The sequence below is a fragment of the Chryseobacterium potabilaquae genome (assembly GCF_902728265.1).
GTDB lineage: Bacteria > Bacteroidota > Bacteroidia > Flavobacteriales > Weeksellaceae > Chryseobacterium > Chryseobacterium potabilaquae.
Genome location: NZ_CACVBR010000011.1, coordinates 15,838 through 33,262 on the forward strand (window position 1 = coordinate 15,838; position 17,425 = coordinate 33,262).

Consider the following 17,425-nt stretch of genomic DNA (forward strand, 5'->3'; position numbering starts at 1 on the left):
ATGACAAAAACAGAGACTTCTCAAAGCGCAGCCCCTAGAAATAAAAAGCAGTCCTTACAAGTGAAAATTATTTCCGGGATTCTCGCTTCTTTTATTGTGCTGGCTTTAGCTACCCCCTTTATCAGTATAGGAATATTAATTGGTTGGTTGATTTGGAGATAAAAACAAAAGAATATGTATTTAACCCACGAAGAAATAGAGCGTGTTTTGGATCAGGTCATTAGTATTTTTCTGATTCCTCGTTTTCGGGAACTCGGTATGGATGCCACAGGGGAATGGCTCGATACCCTAGAAAAAGAATTAGGGGAAAACTCAGGAACTATAAGAGGAAGATCATATTCAGAGCAATTGGCAAAAGGTAGAAAACAAGGCAAGATGCCTCCTATTGAAGCGCTTGAAAAATGGGTGCAGGCAAAGTTTGGTCTTAGTGGAGAGGAGGCAAAAAATAGGGCCTGGGCTGTTGCCAAAAAAATTGAGAAAGAAGGAACCTCCTGGTATCAAAAAGGGGGGACTGATTTAATTGAAATCTTAAGTGAACCCAGAACAGTACAATACATTCAGGATGAATTATCTGGCATTATCAAACTTAGAATTGCCGAAAATTTAATTAGAAATACGCAAGAAGTATTATTATGATTATCGATATAAAAGTAGAATATGTACCACGGGCTAATATCCGCATGGGTACTGAAAGTGAAATTATTAGAATTGGCCTTATTGATGGAAAAGGACAAATGGAAAAGACTGAGATTGAATACAAAACGGCAAAAGGAAAAGTGAAGATAGTATGATCATTACAGGTTTAGAAAATAACTACTACTTATCACAGAATAATATTTGGATTAGCATAAATGGTTTTACCGATATTCCAAATATATTGGAACTCAATGTAAATAATATCACAACAGGAGTTGCCTTACCGATATTAAGAATGTCTCCTTCTCCAGATAATGAGTTCAGATGTAATATCTGTATTCCCGTACGGGCTTTATTTCCATTTCCTGATCACATCAACATCAATTCTCTGCAATCTTTTCGGTTTGATTTTACCGTGAAATTTGAAGATATAGAAATTCCTGCTGAAACCATTTCCTTAACGAAATACTTTGTACTGGGAGGTCGAAATAAAAATGGAAAAGACGAGTGGTTTTTAACAGCATCTACGGAGCTTATTGTAGGGAAATGGCTGGAATGGAGAACTGTAGCCCTCCCCGGTTATGCTAAAAGAATTCAGGGGAATGCCATTGTGGATTTTATTCCTACCGATAAAGTAGTATTAAATAAACCTGTAGGTTGTGATTATAAAATCATAAAGTTCCTAAATTCTTTGGGGGGCTATCAATATTATCTCTTTGATAAGTTTCAGGAAAAATATAAGTCCAAAGTGGGGAAAACCTTATCCAAAATAACGGACAAGCTAAGGCAGCATAACCTTAGAAATATCGAAGTGAATACGGAAAGAACCATTGAATTTCAAACAAAGACAGCTTTTGCTGCCCAAAGGGTCATTACCGATTTAATTTCTTCCCCCGAAGTTTTACTCTATGATCCCACTGGGGACGACAATGATTCCTCGTGGGTAAGATTGATCATTGAAAATAATGATTCCATCGAGAACAATTGGGATCGGGTCTATGAAAACAAACTCGAATTTTCCTTTTCAAAATATATTAATAGAACGATATGATCACGGAGATTTGGATTGATGGTAAACCACTGGATTTGTATACTGATACAAGTATAAAGCATAGTTTACAGGTCAACGATATTGCAGAGGTAAAGGACAGGCAAGCATCTTTTACCAATTCATTTTCGATTCCTAAAACTCCCAATAATATTCAACTCTTGGGTGGACTTGGAATTCCTTCAGACACCTCCCGAGCACCATACCAAAAACCTGATTGCAAAATGAAGATTGAAGGATTTGATTTTATTGTCAAAGGCTGGATGAATGTTACAGAAACAAGTGATGATTATAAAATATACGTATACTCAGGAATTATCAATTTTTTCAAAGCCATTGAAAACAAAACATTAGGGAATGATCTTGATTTAAGCGAAATAGATCATATCAAAGATTTAGATACGGTTATTCAGTCTTTTTCCAATACGAACTATAAGTATCTGATTACGGATTACAATGGTCTTACTCATTACGGGAATGGGGATAACGTCATTAATATAGACCATCTCGTTCCGAGTGTCAGTGTAGAATATTTATGGAATAAAATCCGGGATACTTTTGGATTTGATTACACCGGGAGTGTTTTTGGAACCGAAGCATTTACTAACCTCTGGCTGACATACCCTAAATATATCGCTATTGATGAGCTTATTCCCATTACAGAAAATTCGGGATCCAAGTTTATTGGAAACACCAATATCCCTACGAATGATCCCAACTTACGATATGCTCCTCTGTTGGTGTCAGGGTATACGAATAACCAATATTTTATAGCTCCGGAAGATGGAAATTATAAGCTCACTTTTCATGTTGAAATTGGAACTGAATATTCTAATGAACTTATGATTAAGTATTTGCTTTGCATCAATCAGGAGAATATTAATTATGATTCCAGAAGTTATACAACACTTATCATAACGAATTTCACATCCCAGACTCAGGACATTAGCATTAATGTTCTTCTTAATGCCGGGGATAAAGTTTCTTTTTTCAATTGGCATCCGAATCCCAATGGGCATATCCAATGGAATTCAGCCTACACTATTAAGTGGGAACTCTTTGATGCTGGAGATGTATCCTTTTCTCAGGAATTAAAGGACTTTTCCATCAAAGATTTTGTAAAAGAGATTTTGATTCAATTTGGGCTCACTATATTCCCTGATGAATTTTCTAATACTATCGAATACATAACCTTAGGGGAAAGAATCAACGATGCAGAAGTTATGGATTGGTCAGAAAAATATAGGGAAAGAAGCTCAGAAAGTTATGTGTATGAAAGTTATGGACAACAAAATATATTTTCTTATCAATATCATGATAAAGAAAGCAACTACAATGATGGAGTCATAAAAATTGCCAATGAAAACCTTACAGAGAAAAAAGAAGTCTTTACCTCTAAAACGTATTCGCCGGATAGAGATTTTGTGAAATTTAAAATTAACGATGAGATTACAGAAACCTTGCGGGTTTTTAAGCTTTATGACAAAAACGTTAAGGAAAGAAACGGTCAGATAGAAATTGAATATAAAGGACTTGAAAAAAGATTTCATTTTGTAAGGGAAAGAATTTTTACCGCTGATACCACCATAGGAAGCAAGGTCTTACAGCAAGAACAAATGCTATCTTCTTTACCCCTTGCTGATTTTCAAGGATTAGACTGGATGAGTTTATTGCAAAAAAATTACAATGTATTTGGACAAATACTTAATGATTCAAGATTACATGATATTGAACTGAATTTAAATTTTATCGATTATCTTACCCTTGATTTAAGAAAGCTCTATTTCTTTCAGCAGGAACAGCAGTACTACCTTTTAAACAAACTTCAATTTGATAATACGAGCTCTAAAGGAGAATTCATAAGAGTTAAAAGATACTATGATGATGTGGAAATTGTTGATCCTACTGACCCCAATCAGCCTTTCGTGAATATTGTTTGGGCAGAGGAGACCAATACTCCGAAAACAGGAACAGCTTCTTTGATTGAGGTCAAAATAGCCTCTTCATACTCACAAAATAATGATCCTTTTGTCACTTTTGAGTGGGAAAAATCTGGAGATAATATCAATTGGATTAGTCTGTTGACAGGTGTTTCTCCTTATGATGTTCCTTTATCTGATGGTATTCAGTGGATCAGAATGAAAGTTATAGCAGAGTCCGGAAACATTATTTACTCCAATAAACTCCAATATGAAAAATTCATCATTGTTTGTAAAAGGTACCATGTCTGGGCTGCGGATTATCAGGGAATAGATGAGCTAATCATCGACTATATTAACTGTGATGGGGTAGCAGTGCATGTGGCCGTAAGTGGTCCGTTTGGCTATCATGAGTATACGATGTGTGCGAGTGAAAACTCAATCAATACCAATGGAACCATTGAAGATTTAGGAGGCTGTTAAGCTTATTTTACAATAGAAACTATATGAACCAAAATATAGACTTAGGGACATTTACTTGGGACACGACCAAGCTCTCGGATCAAATTGCAGCTAATTATTTGGCAATGCAAAGACTCTCCGGCGCTATAAGGGATGCCAATAAAGTCATTAAGCAATCAGGAGATACAATAAAGGAGTATGAAAAAAGAATTGAATCCGAACAGAGGGCGCAACAGAGGCTCACAAATCAATTGGAGAACGGATACATTAGTCAGGAAAAATACAACGAAGAAATTGAGAAAAGTAATCAGCTCATTGATGGTTTCATTGATCAGCAGCAGGATGCAATAAGGACTCAGGCTAATTATGCAGTTGAAGTGACCCGCACCCAGCAGCAACTCCGAGAGATGAGGCAGGAACAAACCGAACTCAATAATTTAATGTCTGCCGGAAGAACGGAAATTCAAGGTAATGAGGGTTCCTATAAAGAGCTTAATCGGGAATTAAGCGCCTTAAAAATAGAGGCTAAGAATTTAGGTGCTGAAATGATTAAACTTGAACAATCAGGAAAAAAAAATACTGAGGAATATAGGAATTTGGCTTCTCGGCTGGCAGAAGTGACAGTAGAAGAGCAGATGTTAAACGAGCAACTAGCGAACCTTGATTCATCCTTAGGAGATAATCAAAGAAATGTTGGTAATTATAAAGAGGCTATTTCAAGTGCTTTTGCTGAAATTTCTCAGGGAACTCTTCAAATGCTAAGTGGGAATACTCAGGAAGGCTTTAATTCTGTTAAGAATGGTTTTAAAGGGATATATGATAATGCGCGTATGCTTATTAGCTTTTTAATTTCCAATCCATTAACAGGGGTGTTGGTAGGTATCCTAGCCATTGGAGTCGGAATTTATCAGGGAGCTAGTTATATGATCCAATATAATGAATCGATCAAAGAGAATATCAAATTAACTCAGGATCTTACGGGCACTCTAGGAAAAGCTGCCGACAATATTCGGGTAAAAGCCCAGGCACTCAGTGAAACATTTGGTGATGATTTTGGAGAGGTGCTAAAAACAGCGAATACCCTTGCCAAGCAATTGGGCGTAACGTATGAAGAGGCTTTTGATAAGATTGAACAAGGATATATCAGAGGAGCCAATGCCAATGGTGACTTTTTGGACAGACTTTCTGAATATGGTCCCCTATTAGACAAGTATGGATTTGATTTAGAAGAAATCATAGGTCTTCAGATTCAGGCGCAGCAGCAGGGATTATTTGGTGATAAGTTTGAAGATTCTATCAAAGAGGCGGGATTGTCTCTTGAAGAGTTTACCAAAGCACAGTCCGATGCTATTTCAAATGCCTTTGGAAAGACTTTTTCTGATAGAATATCTCATGATGTCAACTCCGGAGTTATTACGGTTAAAGATGCCCTTATCTTGATGTCTGCTGAAGCTAAAAAGCAGGGTTTATCGGTACAGCAGTTTGGAATTCTTACCGCAGATGTATTCAAAGGAGCAGGCGAAGACATTGGAGGAGCAAGAGTATTATTTGAAAATATTTATCAGGGAATTGATAATCTTCAGGAGCCTCTTACCCAAGTTCAGCAAAAGACCCTTGATCTAAGCAAAGCGAATTATGAGCTGGCAAAAGCAAAAGATGATGCATTGAAATCTGATTCACTCATGGAATTTATAAGTAATATGAATTTGTTCCTGATAAAAGCAGAAACTGTATTTTATAAATTCATAGGGATTGTAACCGAAGTGATCGGCTGGATTGATCAGCTTACTGGAAGTTCTGAATTATTCGGAGAGATATGGGATGCTTTATCTCAGTATGCTAATCAGCTATGGAAAGCTGTCGAGGCGGTTGTGGATGTATTTAATGATTTGTTTGAAGCATTGGGACTGAGTAACAATGAAACACAGTCCTATATAAAGTCTATTCTTAAGGTATTAAATCCTTTACATCTGCTAAAGTTTTCAATAGAGGCAATTACGTTAGGATTTAAAACGTTCTCTGCCGTGATTCAGTCCAGTAGAATTAGTCTTACAGCATTTGCTGTAAGTATAAAATCAATTTTCACTCAGCTTGTTTCAGCGGCAAAATCCTTTATGAGTTTAGATTTTGAAGGAGGTCTTAGTACATTAAAAAACATCAATATTTCTAAAGAGTTTGCCAATGCCAGGAAGGAAGCTGAGAGAATTGTAGCTTTAAATAAGACTCAAAAAATTGATCCGCCGAATAAAGTTAAAGACTTGAGTTTTGTCAATGATAAAAATCAATCTACTACTCAAGCAGATCGGGATGCCGAAGCAAAAGCAGCTGAAGAAGCAAGAAAGAAAGCAGAAGCTGATATAAAAAGAGGGGAGAATAAAAGAATTACTGATGCTAAGAAATCTGCTGTTGATGCTAAAAAAGCCCTTGAAGAAGAAGCTAAGAGGGAATTAGAAATAGCCAGGGTAGCTGCAGAACAAAAATCAGATCTGGCTAAAACCGAACTTGCAGAATATATTTTAAATAATGCCGAGAAATATAAGAATGATAAAACCCTTCTTAAAAGTAAGCTGGATGATCAGAAAAACTATTTTGATACTGTTCGAAAACTTCAGGAACAGATAAATAATCAGGAAGAAGTTGCAAAAATATTTGCTGTTCAACAGAAGATAGATGAGCTCAATAAAAAGAAGGAATTAAATCAGAATGATCTTAATGAAATCAGAAACCTCAATATAGAGATTGAAAATATCCATAAAGAGTATTCCAATAAAGATATTGAGCTTACCCATCAAACCAACGAAAAAAAGAAAGAGCTCGATAAAAATTACGAAGAGCAAGTTTTAGAACAAAGAAAGCTCGCAAGAGCCATTGATTTCCAACAAAATATTCTTGACTTAGAAGACGGGCATGCATCAGAATATGTAATAAAACAAGTTCAACTTGATGAAGATACCCAACAAAAACTGGATCAATTCTTAAAAGAGAATGAGTTAAAAAGAGAACTTGATCAGGAGGATTATGATATAAATACTGAAATAAATGCACAAAGAAAAGAGCTTGAAAATCAAATTGCAATTATTGATGATGAAAATGAAAAATTGAGAATTGAAAATCAATTGGGGCAAATCAGTATTATTGAGCAGCAATATGCACAGAGCAGAAAGCAGATTGATGATTCGATTACTCAATCAAAGTTAAATGGATTTGCCACAGTATTTGGTGCTGCCAAACAGGCCTTTGGGGATCAAACAGCTGTTGGAAAAGCAGCAGCAATTGCTGAAACTACCATTAATACTTATAAAGCAGCTCAATCCGCCTATTCAGCATTGGCAGGTATTCCGGTTGTGGGCCCTGCGTTAGGGGGTGCAGCAGCAGCATTTGCTGTTATTACGGGATTAAAAAATGTTCAGAAAATTGTTTCTACCAAAGATACATTTGCAAGCGGGGGTCTTATTCAAGGTGCATCCCATAGTAGTGGAGGTGTGCCTATTATGACCCCACAAGGAATGATTGAGGCAGAAGGGGGTGAAGTTATTATTAATAAAGTTTCAAGTAGGCTATTTAGAAATGAGCTGTCAGCTATTAATCAGGCTGGTGGCGGAGCAAAATTTGCTGCAGGTGGGATAGTAGGAAGCAATTTGGCTTCTGTTCAAAATTTATTCAAAATAAATACTCCCAATATTACTTTAGAACAAGACGCTATATCTCAAATAACATCAGCGATATATTCTGGAAGTCAATCAGGAATTTCAGATATGGCAGACTCACGAAAAATACAACAAGGTGCAAGTTTTTAATATGAGTTTAGATAAAAAAATAAAAAGACTGAAGCAGGCATTAGTGGAGACTCATGATCCCGAATATATCAAAACATTAAAAGCTATTATTGTTGGAATGACCAATTTCTATTTAGGATTGTCAAGTGATCTTGCTAAAAAGAGATTTGAGAATTCTTGCAAAGGCTGTGCTTTTAATCTACTGGATCCTATTGTTGAGCTGAGGGTTCAGGATGAAAAAGTTCCTGAGTTATCAGCAAGAATGTGCGCCCACTGTGAGGGCTGTGTGTTAAGTTATAAATTACGCCAATCAATAAAACCTTGTGAATTTTGGAAATAAAAACTCGTTATAGTGTTAGAGATTTGGTTTCGGATAATTTGGAAATATTCTTCAAATTAGATGTACTGGGTATCAAAAATATTAATACCGCCATTGATTATTTATCTATTTATGAAACGTATCAAAAATATTCCTGGATCAGGAAGAAATCAGATCGTGAAAAAGTGGTCGCGGATCAATGTAAAATTTCTGTTATTTCAGTGAAGAGGGCTTTGTCATTGATGAATCAAGAGTTAATCATTGAAAATAAAAATCCTACAATGAAGTAGGATTTCTTATTTATGGACTATTAATAGAGTAATCTAAAGATTACCATTCTTCAATTATAGTTGCCAACACTTTTCCAATAGCATCCCCAATTTTTCCTTCTAATTTCCATTTAAAATCGTCCCATTGTTTAGGGGTCATCTGATACTTTTTAAGAATGTCTTTAATTGCCTGGGTAGAGAGAAGCGCATCTAATTTTTCTTTTTTAGAAGGTTTTTTAAGAGCCGTTTGTACACCTGGATCATTGTATAATCTTTTTGCAATATAAGCCATTTTGATAGCCTTTTCAAGTCTTTGCTTAATACCACTAAGGCTAATTCTAGGCTGTACTGCATCCGGTTTATTCATTTCATCGAGCTCCTGTTGAGCTTTTTGGCCTTCAACAATGTATGTTTCTAATTTTCTTACATCTTCGGATGTGAGTTGATAATCTTGAGTTTCCATGGTTATTAATATTTAATGTGAATAGTTTATTTAAATATATAATAAAAATTTTTCACAATGAATTATTTGCTGCTAAAAAACAATTGTTAGCATAAAGTATTTGTAAATCAATAATTTATTTCAAATAATTTGAAAATTAAGCATTCATGAAAAATCAGTGAAAAGAGTATTATAGCCAATACAAAAAATAATTATTTGTAGGTATGAGCTAATTAAGTTCTAATTATTTTTGCCAAAAAGCTTATTAATTTGCCTCATTTTAAAAGCTGCTGTTTCTCTCTTTGTTTCACTGTTTTTATCTAATATCCCGGATAGATTATCAAATTGGAAAGCTAAAAAATATTTTCCTATTGCGGTGTCAAAATATAGATACATATTGCCTTCTGGAAAGGTGAGAGTTAAAGTTTCTATTTTTTCATTTTTAAAATGCTCGTCTATTATATTGTAGATTTTGTTTATTGTTTCGTTATCGATTGAAAACTCAAAAGTATAAATGGTTGTGGGTGAAAATATATTCGTACCGATAACTGTATTAATATCAATATAACTCAATCTAGCTTTATTTTTGTTGGTATATAATTCAAGTCCACCCCAAGGAGTTTTTCCTACTAAATTCCAATTATCAGATGAATCTGTTACAGTAAATTGGGAAAATAGAAGTCCATAAGTGCTTAATAATAAAGCTAATGTGATTTTTTTTCATGGTATTCTTTTAGCTAAAAGTAAAAAGAATAATTGATAATAAACAAATTAATTTTTCAAAACTTAATATCTCCTCAGATGCTTTTATTCAGTTATTTTAATATAGACTTATAGTCCGCTGATACCATGTTTTATTAGCTTTTTATACAATTGATATTCTTTCATACGATACTCATCAAATCCTTCTTTATCAGCAGCCAATTCACCCTTTATTTTGCACCATTCGATATATTCTTTATACTCTTGATCATCCTTTAACTTTTCTTCATGCCTGGTAATATATTTATTAACAGGTGGATTTGATATAACCTCTTTTTTCTTGCCAAAAACAACTTTCGCAATAAGATACAGCCCGATTATAAATAAAATAAATGGTGTAAGCATATAAAAATATATCAAAAATTTGACCAAAACTATTTTAATTGCCTTTCTATAAGCTTATTAAAGTTAGTTTTTTCTATCAGTTATCATGACAAAAATACATTTTTTTCTTCAAAAATTTGTAATAAGGAAAACTCAATTTTTTCATGAAGCATGAGATCAAAATATATGGTGAAATTGTCCCTTTTCAAGGAACTCAAATTGAAAATAGAGGCTACACCAATTTAAGCATTGTTGAAGAGCAACTTAAAAATGCGGATGGTTCAGAACTCCTGGTGAGACTCCATACCGTGGGTGGAGATGTGGATGAAGGCTTTGCTATGTATGCTTCCTTAAGGAGGTATGCGAAAGAAAATAATGTAAAAATTACAACTAGAGCTGATGGTCAGGTAGCCTCAATTGGTACTGTGATATTTCTTGCAGGAGATGAAAGGGTGGGTAGTCCCTATATACAACCTTTCTTTCACAAAGCCCAATCATTACTTGGGGGTGATAATGAACAGATCAAAAAAGGATTGGCTTTAAACGAAGAGGCTAATAAGCGTATCTCTTTACATTATTCTCAGCACACTAATCTCACAGAGCAGGAGGCAATGGAGCTTATGAATGGAGAGACATTTCTACCTCCTCAGGATGCTGAAGAACTAAGATTTACCACGACTACAGAAGAAATTATGCGTCCTAAAGCTTTATTAAGAAAAAAAATAACTAACAATAATATGAATAGTAAAAGCAAAAATAAGAAAGGTCTCTTTCAGGAAATTAAAAATCTGATCGGGATTTATTCTGGTGAAGGTAATACCAATAAAATTGTTTACACGGCAGAAATGAATGAGCTTGATTTTTATCAGTTGGATGAAAATGAAGCGCCTTCAATTGGTGATAAAGCAACTTTCGATGGAAAACCCGCTGGCGAAAGTAATAAAGGAGAATACATATTGCAAGGCGGTGAGACCTACAAATTCACAGGAGAAGAACTCACTGAAATTATCCCAAAAGAAGAATCTGTATCTGACTTACAGCTCGAGAATGAAAATCTGAAAAAGCAAATCGAAGATCTTAAAAAACAGAATTCCGGCCTACAGTCAGAAAACAAAAAGCAAGAAGAAACTATTACGGGTCAAAACATAAAAATTGAAACGGCAAATACACTCATTGCCAAGTTCAATTCATGGGAAATTGATGAAGAGAATGAGAACGAAGAAGCAGAGAAACCAAGAAATCACAGACAGAACTTCAGTGATGTTCCCGTAAGAAACCTTTTCCAAAACATTAAATAAAAAAGTATGGCTATAACAGACAATTTTGTAACCTCATTACTGCCTTTGATTGAAAAACTTTCAGCAGAAGCAGATTTTAGTAAACTTCTCTTTGAGAAAACATTTTTACCTACTGAATTTAACAAAGCAAATACTGTGGTAACAGGAGTAAAAAATGGAAATGTAGTTCCTATTATTACCGATGAAGTAGATTATGAATCTTTTCCATTTGTAGATGCTAATTCCTGTGATACTACTGAATGTAATTTGAACACTAACTACTCAGGAAAAAAATGGGAGTTAGGACTTATTGAATGTAGAATTCCTATCTGCTTGAGAAGCTTCAATGATGACTTCCTCATTTTTTGGAACGATTACAAGATGATTAATCCCACTACGGAAGTTACTAAAAAATATCTAAATACAGCATTAATCCAATTTTTAACGAATAAAGTCAAAAATAACCTTAATGGTGCCAAGTGGAGAGTGGCTTATTTTGGTGATAAGGCCTCTACCTCTGATTACTTTAATGGTTTTAATGGTTTCTTCATACAGGCAGAAGCCAATACATCGTTAGTTGTTCCTATTGCTAAAAATACAGCAGGGACTTATAGTGCGCAGCAAATGACAGGACAGGAAGTCTATGATACACTAGTTGAAATGGAAGAAGTCCGACTGGAAAAAGACTGGAGTGCTACAGGAAATGAAGTGATTAAAATGCCGGAAAAGATGGCGAGAAAGTTTGCTTCTTATCTGAATTCATTAAAGGATAAAGATTGCTGCGACGGTATGGAAAGAATTAATCCTGAAAATATTCAGACTAAATCTTATACAAAAGACAATATGGCATTTCATGGAGTGCCTATTATGCCTGTAAGAGAATGGGATGAGATTATTAACAAAACTTCTGAGCTTAATGGAGGAGGCGGAAATAATCCAAGGGTTCAACCTAATAGAATTCTATGGTCTCCAAAAGAAATACTTCTCGTTGGGACACAGCAAAGAGAAGATCTGGATATGTTTGAAATCTGGTATGATCGAACAGATAGAAAGGTGTATATCGAGGCGGGTTCTTACTTGGGAGCTTCTATTTCACTTAATGAATATGTCTACGCAGCGTAATTAAAATTTAAAAACAAAAACAAATGGCAAATACAATAGTTTGCGCAGAACTTACAGGTGCGATTGATTTAAGCTGCGTTAGAAATATACCTAAGGGATACTTTCAGGAAGCAGTTATTATTAATTTCAATGATATTGACAGAACGGCTTCTGTTCCTGGTAACTTAGATGGGGCAACTTGTGATTATACTATTCAAATGATTCTTACCTCTCTTAAAAAAGGGATTCAGGTAAAGCTACCGGAAAATGGATCAACGATTAAAGGGTCTTATGATAAATCTACAAATGATCAGGGCTTTGTAGAATATCTTCATAAAGTTCAAATCATGGTAGTGGGAGCTTCTTCAGAAACGAAATGTAAATTGGATAAGTTAGATCATGGAAGATACGTAATAGCACTCCAGCTAAGAGACGGAACTGTGGAAGTTTATGGTTGGGAAAATGGTCTTACCACAGGAGATTATACTTATGATATTGTTGAAGGTGGTGGTGGTGCTATTATTCCATTGCAGTCAAAAGATAATGAAAAGGAATCCATGATTCCATTGGTCTACAAACCTCAAACAGGCGGAGATCCGAATGCTGACTTTAATGAACAATTTGAAGCAGCCTAATGTATACTATCGATGATTTAATAAAAGCAGGTAAAAGTCAGGTCAGACACACTGCTGACCTGATGACTGCTTACATGGGGCTGTTCAAAGAGAAATTTGGACGAGAGCCTGATTGTGCAGGATGTACCTTTAATAATGATTGGAATAGGTTAATCACTTATTCAAACCAAAAAAATCAAAAAATTATGTCAGATCCTAATATTACATTTCAGCTAAGAGATAAGAGCAAAATATACTCTTATGATTTCCAACATAAAAATGGAAGAATGATCCGTACAAGAGTGTACGGACATATGATGAGCGAAGAATTCGCAGAAAAATATCTTACAGAAGGAAACGAGCGGCAGCTTCAAGAAAGAAAAGCAGAGTTTAAAATTTTACCCATAAAATTCATAGAGGAAGAAAATCTTTCTAATGATATATTGAGTAAAAATACTTTAAAAGAACTTCAACAACTGGCAACTGAGAAAAAATATCCAGAAGATGAGTGGAAAAAATTGAAAAAAGAGGAGTTGATTGTTTTTTTGGAAGCAAAAGAATTAGAAGTATAAGCATATTTACATGTTAGCCCCTAAAAGAAAAACAACGGAAATAAAAAAATCCCTTAGAGCAGAAAATATAGAATTGTTCACGAGGAAAATTTCTATTGCAGATGATGATAAGAAGATTTATGTAAGGGATGTAGACAATCTTTATCCTTTACGAATAGAAAAAATTATTAATAATTCCCCCACCGCAAAGAAGTGTGCTAATCTCATGGCAAAATATATTGCCGGAAATGGGAACGAGGAAAACTTTGTAGTGAATAAAAAAGGAGAGACTATTAATGATCTTATTTCATCTGCGTCTGTTGATATTGCTTACCAATATGGAGTGTATTTTAAGCTCAAATATACTCTTGACTTAGAAAATTCTATTAATGATATAATAATTTTTAAACCCGAAAGTATTGAGGTCCTTGATTATGTTCTAATGGCCAAATCGAAAGAAGATGATGATGATTTTCCTGGCAAATATTATGTTATCAAAACAGAAGATAATTGTTTAGGGGCTCATAATGATCAGGCCATTTGGTATTATCCTTATTCAAAGGATCAAAAAGTGATCAAAGCACAAATGAAACAGGATTGCAAGGCTAAAGAAATGGAGAATCCTACTATTTCACAAATGCTTCAAAACTATAGAGGACAGGTGTATTATATGAATCTGACCCCAAAATATATTTATGCATTACCACTTGTTGATTCTGTTTATAATGATTGCGATTCTGAATATAGAATTGGCTTATATAATAATACACAATCAAGGAATGGATTTCTGGGAAAGATTGTCGTAAAAAAGTATGAAACTGATAGGGAGGAAGATGTAGAGTTTAAGGACACGGTAAAACAATTTTTTGGTGCTGAAAATTCTTCTGATGCTCTTATTGTTTCTGTCCCGGAAGCAGGAAATGAAGACTTAACTAAATCGTTTGTGATTGATCAGATCAAACCCCAATTTGATGATAAGTTATTTGAGACTACCATTGTCAATATCCGTGAAAATATCATGGGAGCATTTAATAATGTTCCAGAGCCACTCATTAAGGCAGGAAATGGAGCATTGTTTGGAACCAATGCAGAGACCTATAAGGAAATGAAAAGGTTTTATTGGGAGCAGAATGAAATGGAAAGGTCTAAGTTAGAACAAACTCTTAGAATGTTTGGTTTTAAGGTGAATATTTTACCTATAAAAGGTGTAGAAAATGGAGTGTAACAACATTGAAAATTACTTACACGCTTCAGAATTTAGTTGTGTAGGACTTATTGCTTCACATTGTGACCTTAGTAAGCTATGTATCGCTACCGAAGAGGCAAAAATATTTGATATAATTCCTTTATTCTGTTTTGATTTTGTAGATGATGTTTTGGCTCATTGGAATATGGAGCTCACAAATCCAGACTATGAAAAATATGCAACTTTAATCTGTGGTGGTTCTTACCTTGATAGTTATGGCAAAACCCAACTCAACTTGGGGTTTAAGAAGGTTTGGATATACTATTCCTATGCTCATTACCTGTTATTAAATCAATTTAATGATACGGCTAATGGAGCGGTAAAAAAGCAAAATGAATGGTCATTGCCCACTCCACTTAAAGAAGTGAATGATTTTTCTAATAAATACAGAAATATGGGAAAAGAGGCTTTTCAAAGTGTAAAGGATTACTTATGTCAAAATAAGAGCTCATTTCCCAAGTTTGATGATTGTCATTGCAGATTAAGTTGTGGATGTAATGGGAAATGCAGCTGTGGAAATACGAAGAAGATGAGCGGATTTAAATTTTCAACCATAAGAAAATGATGAATTTCAAAATCATTAACAGTCGGAGGTTTTCTATTGGAGTGGATCTTTACAAACGGATGTATTATGCACAGATAAAAAGTAATGGACTGATCAGAATCTCTCATGTTCTATCAGGAAAAATTCTTTTTGAAAATGTAGATTCCGATGAAATTCTGATTGATGGAAATCCCATGCTAAGTATTAATGAGCTTCAACAAATTATTTATAATACCAGTTGTGATTGTGATCCTGAAGCCGAAGATGAATTTAAAATATTTGACAGAACATTTGATAGCACTTTTGAATAAATGAGTGAACAAAGTATACAAGAAAAATCTCTTGAAATTAGAAATGAAACTCAGGAGTATGCAAATACCAGAGGAAAAGTTGCTGATGTCTTTGATGATATTAATGTAACTAAGTCCAATAAGACCACAGAGACTATTATGGGTCCTGATGCAACCTTTAAGTATCTGTATATTCTTGATGAAAACAATAATGCGAAAAGAATGTTAGCAGGTGATTTAGGTAAAAACCTAGCTAATTCAGCACTAACTTCCATTCCAGGAGCTGGACTTTCATTGGGAGCCAATTGGACAGTTAACACTTCTGGGTTTTATTATAGCATTGTTGGCTTAAGTGATAAATCTTCCGATAATACCTTTAATAGAATGATGGTACAGGATTCTTCCGGGCAAGTTGCAAGGAGTAATGGGAAAAACATAATGATGAGTTTTCCATCACTTCTCAATGATACTGAAAAGATAGAGTGGAGAAATGGAATGAGACTTACGGGCGAAAATTTCTCTATCGGTACGCCCCAGATTGATGTTCTCCTGCTTCCATTTATTGATAATACCAAAGACTTCGTTCAATATACAACCCTCGTGGGACAAAATCTTTTTGTAGATAATGTAACCCCTAATGCTTATATTAAAATCAAAAGGATTAAAGATGAGAATGGAGCAAATTTGCCTATCCCTGAAGTTTATGATGTAGATAATTTTACTGTGCTACAAAATTTCCCAAACAACCTAAATTTTGGAATAAATTGGTTTACCAAACCCGAAGGATATTACCAGGTATTCGTTACTCATAACAACTTAACCAATGCCAGCTCACCTGAACTTATTGTTAAAGCAGGACTTACCTACAGCCAGTTTAATGGAATAACCAACTGGGTAATTAATAGTGGATCTGGAACGGTCAATGATACCGAAATTGCATTGGGACAACCATGTAATGCTACGACAGATGAGCTTATATCTATAGCTGATATTAATGCAGGATTTATGGTTTCATATTCAGTAAACAATGGACAGGCAAATAATGGAGCTAATTTCGTTACTCCATGGCAATGTGGTTTGATAGGTAGTGATAATGTATTTTATGGCGTTTCGTATTCTGGACAAGCCGGAGAATGGAAAATAAGTAATGGTCCTGAATTGGCTCTTACACGGAACGATACTATTCATATTGCTTACTATAATGGTGTGGTGTATGTCATTGCCGAAGGAAATGGTAAAACTTATCAACAGTTTAACGGAACCTATAATCTTTATCCAAGATACTTTATAGCCACTCGAAGCACGGGAGGGATTGGCCCATTAAGTATGACCTTGCTGGGAAAAATTCTATTGTCTTAAAAAAATAAATAATGAACGAACATTTAAATATACCTACGGAAATCCAACATACAATTGACGACATTATGAATGTTCCTTTGGATTTTGTAGAACTACCCATGACTGCACATCCAAAGCTCCCTCAATTCAACAGAACCATAAGGGTTCTGAATATGGAAGCTAAATCCAAACAGGAATTCATTGTGCTAGGGTATGAGCAGGTTTTACGAGATAAAGAAACGGGGGAAGAGATTAATATCAAACTATCGACTCCTGAGTGGATAATTTATAAAGAAACATGGTCTTATTTGCTAGGATCTGATCATTTACCTATTGAACTACCTTATAAAGATGATATTACGAAAAAAGACAAAGTAAAAATTCCAAGCTATAAATACATGCTTTGGCTCATCAAAAATGATGAAGCAGGATTCTTACAACTCATTGAATATTATCTGAACATTTTTATTAGCACCAGACAAGAAGAACTGGACCAACTATAAACTT

At 34.7% G+C, this 17,425-nt stretch carries 19 protein-coding genes; 16 read left to right on the plus strand and 3 right to left on the minus strand.

Features of this window, described 5'->3' with window-relative positions; all coding sequences use genetic code 11:
* The 7 genes from CHRY9293_RS08005 to CHRY9293_RS08035 all read left to right on the plus strand — a co-directional run bounded on the left by CHRY9293_RS08005 (position 1) and on the right by CHRY9293_RS08035 (position 8,450).
* Complete coding sequence (locus tag CHRY9293_RS08005; RefSeq protein WP_162032521.1) at positions 1-162, plus strand: hypothetical protein; 162 nt, start codon at positions 1-3, stop codon at positions 160-162.
* A 12-nt stretch (positions 163-174) separates the two neighbouring features.
* On the plus strand, positions 175-636 hold the full coding sequence (locus tag CHRY9293_RS08010) for a hypothetical protein (RefSeq protein ID WP_162032522.1): 462 nt from the start codon (positions 175-177) through the stop codon (positions 634-636).
* A 151-nt stretch (positions 637-787) separates the two neighbouring features.
* The gene (locus CHRY9293_RS08015) at positions 788-1,687 is read left to right on the plus strand and encodes a hypothetical protein (protein WP_162032523.1); all 900 of its coding nucleotides are present in this window, start codon (positions 788-790) and stop codon (positions 1,685-1,687) included.
* On the plus strand, positions 1,684-4,086 hold the full coding sequence (locus tag CHRY9293_RS08020; RefSeq protein ID WP_162032524.1) for a hypothetical protein: 2,403 nt from the start codon (positions 1,684-1,686) through the stop codon (positions 4,084-4,086). The genes CHRY9293_RS08015 and CHRY9293_RS08020 overlap by 4 nt, the downstream gene beginning before the upstream one ends.
* A 23-nt stretch (positions 4,087-4,109) precedes the next feature.
* Entirely contained in the window at positions 4,110-7,862 is a 3,753-nt protein-coding gene (locus CHRY9293_RS08025) for a phage tail tape measure protein (RefSeq protein WP_162032525.1), read from the plus strand.
* Between the two features lies 1 nt (position 7,863).
* Entirely contained in the window at positions 7,864-8,181 is a 318-nt protein-coding gene (locus tag CHRY9293_RS08030) for a hypothetical protein (RefSeq protein WP_162032526.1), read from the plus strand.
* The gene (locus tag CHRY9293_RS08035; protein WP_162032527.1) at positions 8,172-8,450 is read left to right on the plus strand and encodes a hypothetical protein; all 279 of its coding nucleotides are present in this window, start codon (positions 8,172-8,174) and stop codon (positions 8,448-8,450) included. The genes CHRY9293_RS08030 and CHRY9293_RS08035 overlap by 10 nt, the downstream gene beginning before the upstream one ends.
* Positions 8,451-8,490: 40 nt before the next feature.
* Here the strand turns inward: CHRY9293_RS08035 and CHRY9293_RS08040 are convergent, their stop codons facing one another.
* From CHRY9293_RS08040 to CHRY9293_RS08050, 3 genes are all read right to left on the minus strand, one after another.
* On the minus strand, positions 8,491-8,892 hold the full coding sequence (locus CHRY9293_RS08040; protein WP_162032528.1) for a hypothetical protein: 402 nt from the start codon (positions 8,890-8,892) through the stop codon (positions 8,491-8,493).
* A gap of 219 nt (positions 8,893-9,111) precedes the next feature.
* Positions 9,112-9,444, minus strand: a complete 333-nt coding sequence (locus CHRY9293_RS08045; protein WP_162032529.1) for a hypothetical protein — start codon at positions 9,442-9,444, stop codon at positions 9,112-9,114.
* 258 nt (positions 9,445-9,702) lie between these two features.
* Entirely contained in the window at positions 9,703-9,978 is a 276-nt protein-coding gene (locus CHRY9293_RS08050; protein ID WP_162032530.1) for a hypothetical protein, read from the minus strand.
* Positions 9,979-10,121: 143 nt separating this feature from the next.
* Here CHRY9293_RS08050 and CHRY9293_RS08055 point away from each other — a divergent pair, with 143 nt between their 5' ends.
* Genes CHRY9293_RS08055 through CHRY9293_RS08095 form a run of 9 tightly spaced genes read left to right on the plus strand, consistent with a single transcriptional unit; the run spans position 10,122 to position 17,421 of the window.
* Positions 10,122-11,255 (plus strand): Clp protease ClpP, encoded by a 1,134-nt coding sequence (locus CHRY9293_RS08055; RefSeq protein WP_162032531.1) that lies wholly within the window; start codon positions 10,122-10,124, stop codon positions 11,253-11,255.
* 6 nt (positions 11,256-11,261) lie between these two features.
* Entirely contained in the window at positions 11,262-12,356 is a 1,095-nt protein-coding gene (locus tag CHRY9293_RS08060; RefSeq protein WP_122548108.1) for a hypothetical protein, read from the plus strand.
* A 23-nt stretch (positions 12,357-12,379) separates the two neighbouring features.
* A complete protein-coding gene (locus CHRY9293_RS08065) occupies positions 12,380-12,970 on the plus strand; it encodes a hypothetical protein (protein ID WP_162032532.1) in 591 nt (196 codons plus the stop codon).
* Positions 12,970-13,521 (plus strand): hypothetical protein, encoded by a 552-nt coding sequence (locus tag CHRY9293_RS08070; RefSeq protein WP_162032533.1) that lies wholly within the window; start codon positions 12,970-12,972, stop codon positions 13,519-13,521. The genes CHRY9293_RS08065 and CHRY9293_RS08070 overlap by 1 nt, the downstream gene beginning before the upstream one ends.
* A gap of 10 nt (positions 13,522-13,531) precedes the next feature.
* Positions 13,532-14,725 (plus strand): hypothetical protein, encoded by a 1,194-nt coding sequence (locus CHRY9293_RS08075; RefSeq protein WP_162032534.1) that lies wholly within the window; start codon positions 13,532-13,534, stop codon positions 14,723-14,725.
* Positions 14,715-15,311 (plus strand): DUF6712 family protein, encoded by a 597-nt coding sequence (locus tag CHRY9293_RS08080; RefSeq protein WP_162032535.1) that lies wholly within the window; start codon positions 14,715-14,717, stop codon positions 15,309-15,311. The genes CHRY9293_RS08075 and CHRY9293_RS08080 overlap by 11 nt, the downstream gene beginning before the upstream one ends.
* Positions 15,308-15,601: a hypothetical protein gene (locus CHRY9293_RS08085; protein WP_162032536.1), complete on the plus strand. Its 294-nt coding sequence runs from the start codon at positions 15,308-15,310 to the stop codon at positions 15,599-15,601. The genes CHRY9293_RS08080 and CHRY9293_RS08085 overlap by 4 nt, the downstream gene beginning before the upstream one ends.
* Complete coding sequence (locus CHRY9293_RS08090; protein WP_162032537.1) at positions 15,602-16,939, plus strand: hypothetical protein; 1,338 nt, start codon at positions 15,602-15,604, stop codon at positions 16,937-16,939.
* 11 nt (positions 16,940-16,950) lie between these two features.
* On the plus strand, positions 16,951-17,421 hold the full coding sequence (locus CHRY9293_RS08095) for a hypothetical protein (RefSeq protein ID WP_162032538.1): 471 nt from the start codon (positions 16,951-16,953) through the stop codon (positions 17,419-17,421).
* Positions 17,422-17,425: the final 4 nt, after the last annotated feature.

What these genes read in the sequence shown, in the direction of transcription:
- CHRY9293_RS08005 (WP_162032521.1), top strand. Translation starts at nt 1, where the DNA reads ATGACAAAAACAGAGACTTCTCAAAGCGCAGCCCCTAGAAATAAAAAG.
- CHRY9293_RS08010 (WP_162032522.1), top strand. Translation starts at nt 175, where the DNA reads ATGTATTTAACCCACGAAGAAATAGAGCGTGTTTTGGATCAGGTCATT.
- CHRY9293_RS08015 (WP_162032523.1), top strand. Translation starts at nt 788, where the DNA reads ATGATCATTACAGGTTTAGAAAATAACTACTACTTATCACAGAATAAT.
- CHRY9293_RS08020 (WP_162032524.1), top strand. Translation starts at nt 1,684, where the DNA reads ATGATCACGGAGATTTGGATTGATGGTAAACCACTGGATTTGTATACT.
- CHRY9293_RS08025 (WP_162032525.1), top strand. Translation starts at nt 4,110, where the DNA reads ATGAACCAAAATATAGACTTAGGGACATTTACTTGGGACACGACCAAG.
- CHRY9293_RS08030 (WP_162032526.1), top strand. Translation starts at nt 7,864, where the DNA reads ATGAGTTTAGATAAAAAAATAAAAAGACTGAAGCAGGCATTAGTGGAG.
- CHRY9293_RS08040 (WP_162032528.1), bottom strand. Translation starts at nt 8,892, where the DNA reads ATGGAAACTCAAGATTATCAACTCACATCCGAAGATGTAAGAAAATTA.
- CHRY9293_RS08050 (WP_162032530.1), bottom strand. Translation starts at nt 9,978, where the DNA reads ATGCTTACACCATTTATTTTATTTATAATCGGGCTGTATCTTATTGCG.
- CHRY9293_RS08055 (WP_162032531.1), top strand. Translation starts at nt 10,122, where the DNA reads ATGAAGCATGAGATCAAAATATATGGTGAAATTGTCCCTTTTCAAGGA.
- CHRY9293_RS08060 (WP_122548108.1), top strand. Translation starts at nt 11,262, where the DNA reads ATGGCTATAACAGACAATTTTGTAACCTCATTACTGCCTTTGATTGAA.
- CHRY9293_RS08065 (WP_162032532.1), top strand. Translation starts at nt 12,380, where the DNA reads ATGGCAAATACAATAGTTTGCGCAGAACTTACAGGTGCGATTGATTTA.
- CHRY9293_RS08070 (WP_162032533.1), top strand. Translation starts at nt 12,970, where the DNA reads ATGTATACTATCGATGATTTAATAAAAGCAGGTAAAAGTCAGGTCAGA.
- CHRY9293_RS08075 (WP_162032534.1), top strand. Translation starts at nt 13,532, where the DNA reads ATGTTAGCCCCTAAAAGAAAAACAACGGAAATAAAAAAATCCCTTAGA.
- CHRY9293_RS08080 (WP_162032535.1), top strand. Translation starts at nt 14,715, where the DNA reads ATGGAGTGTAACAACATTGAAAATTACTTACACGCTTCAGAATTTAGT.
- CHRY9293_RS08085 (WP_162032536.1), top strand. Translation starts at nt 15,308, where the DNA reads ATGATGAATTTCAAAATCATTAACAGTCGGAGGTTTTCTATTGGAGTG.
- CHRY9293_RS08090 (WP_162032537.1), top strand. Translation starts at nt 15,602, where the DNA reads ATGAGTGAACAAAGTATACAAGAAAAATCTCTTGAAATTAGAAATGAA.
- CHRY9293_RS08095 (WP_162032538.1), top strand. Translation starts at nt 16,951, where the DNA reads ATGAACGAACATTTAAATATACCTACGGAAATCCAACATACAATTGAC.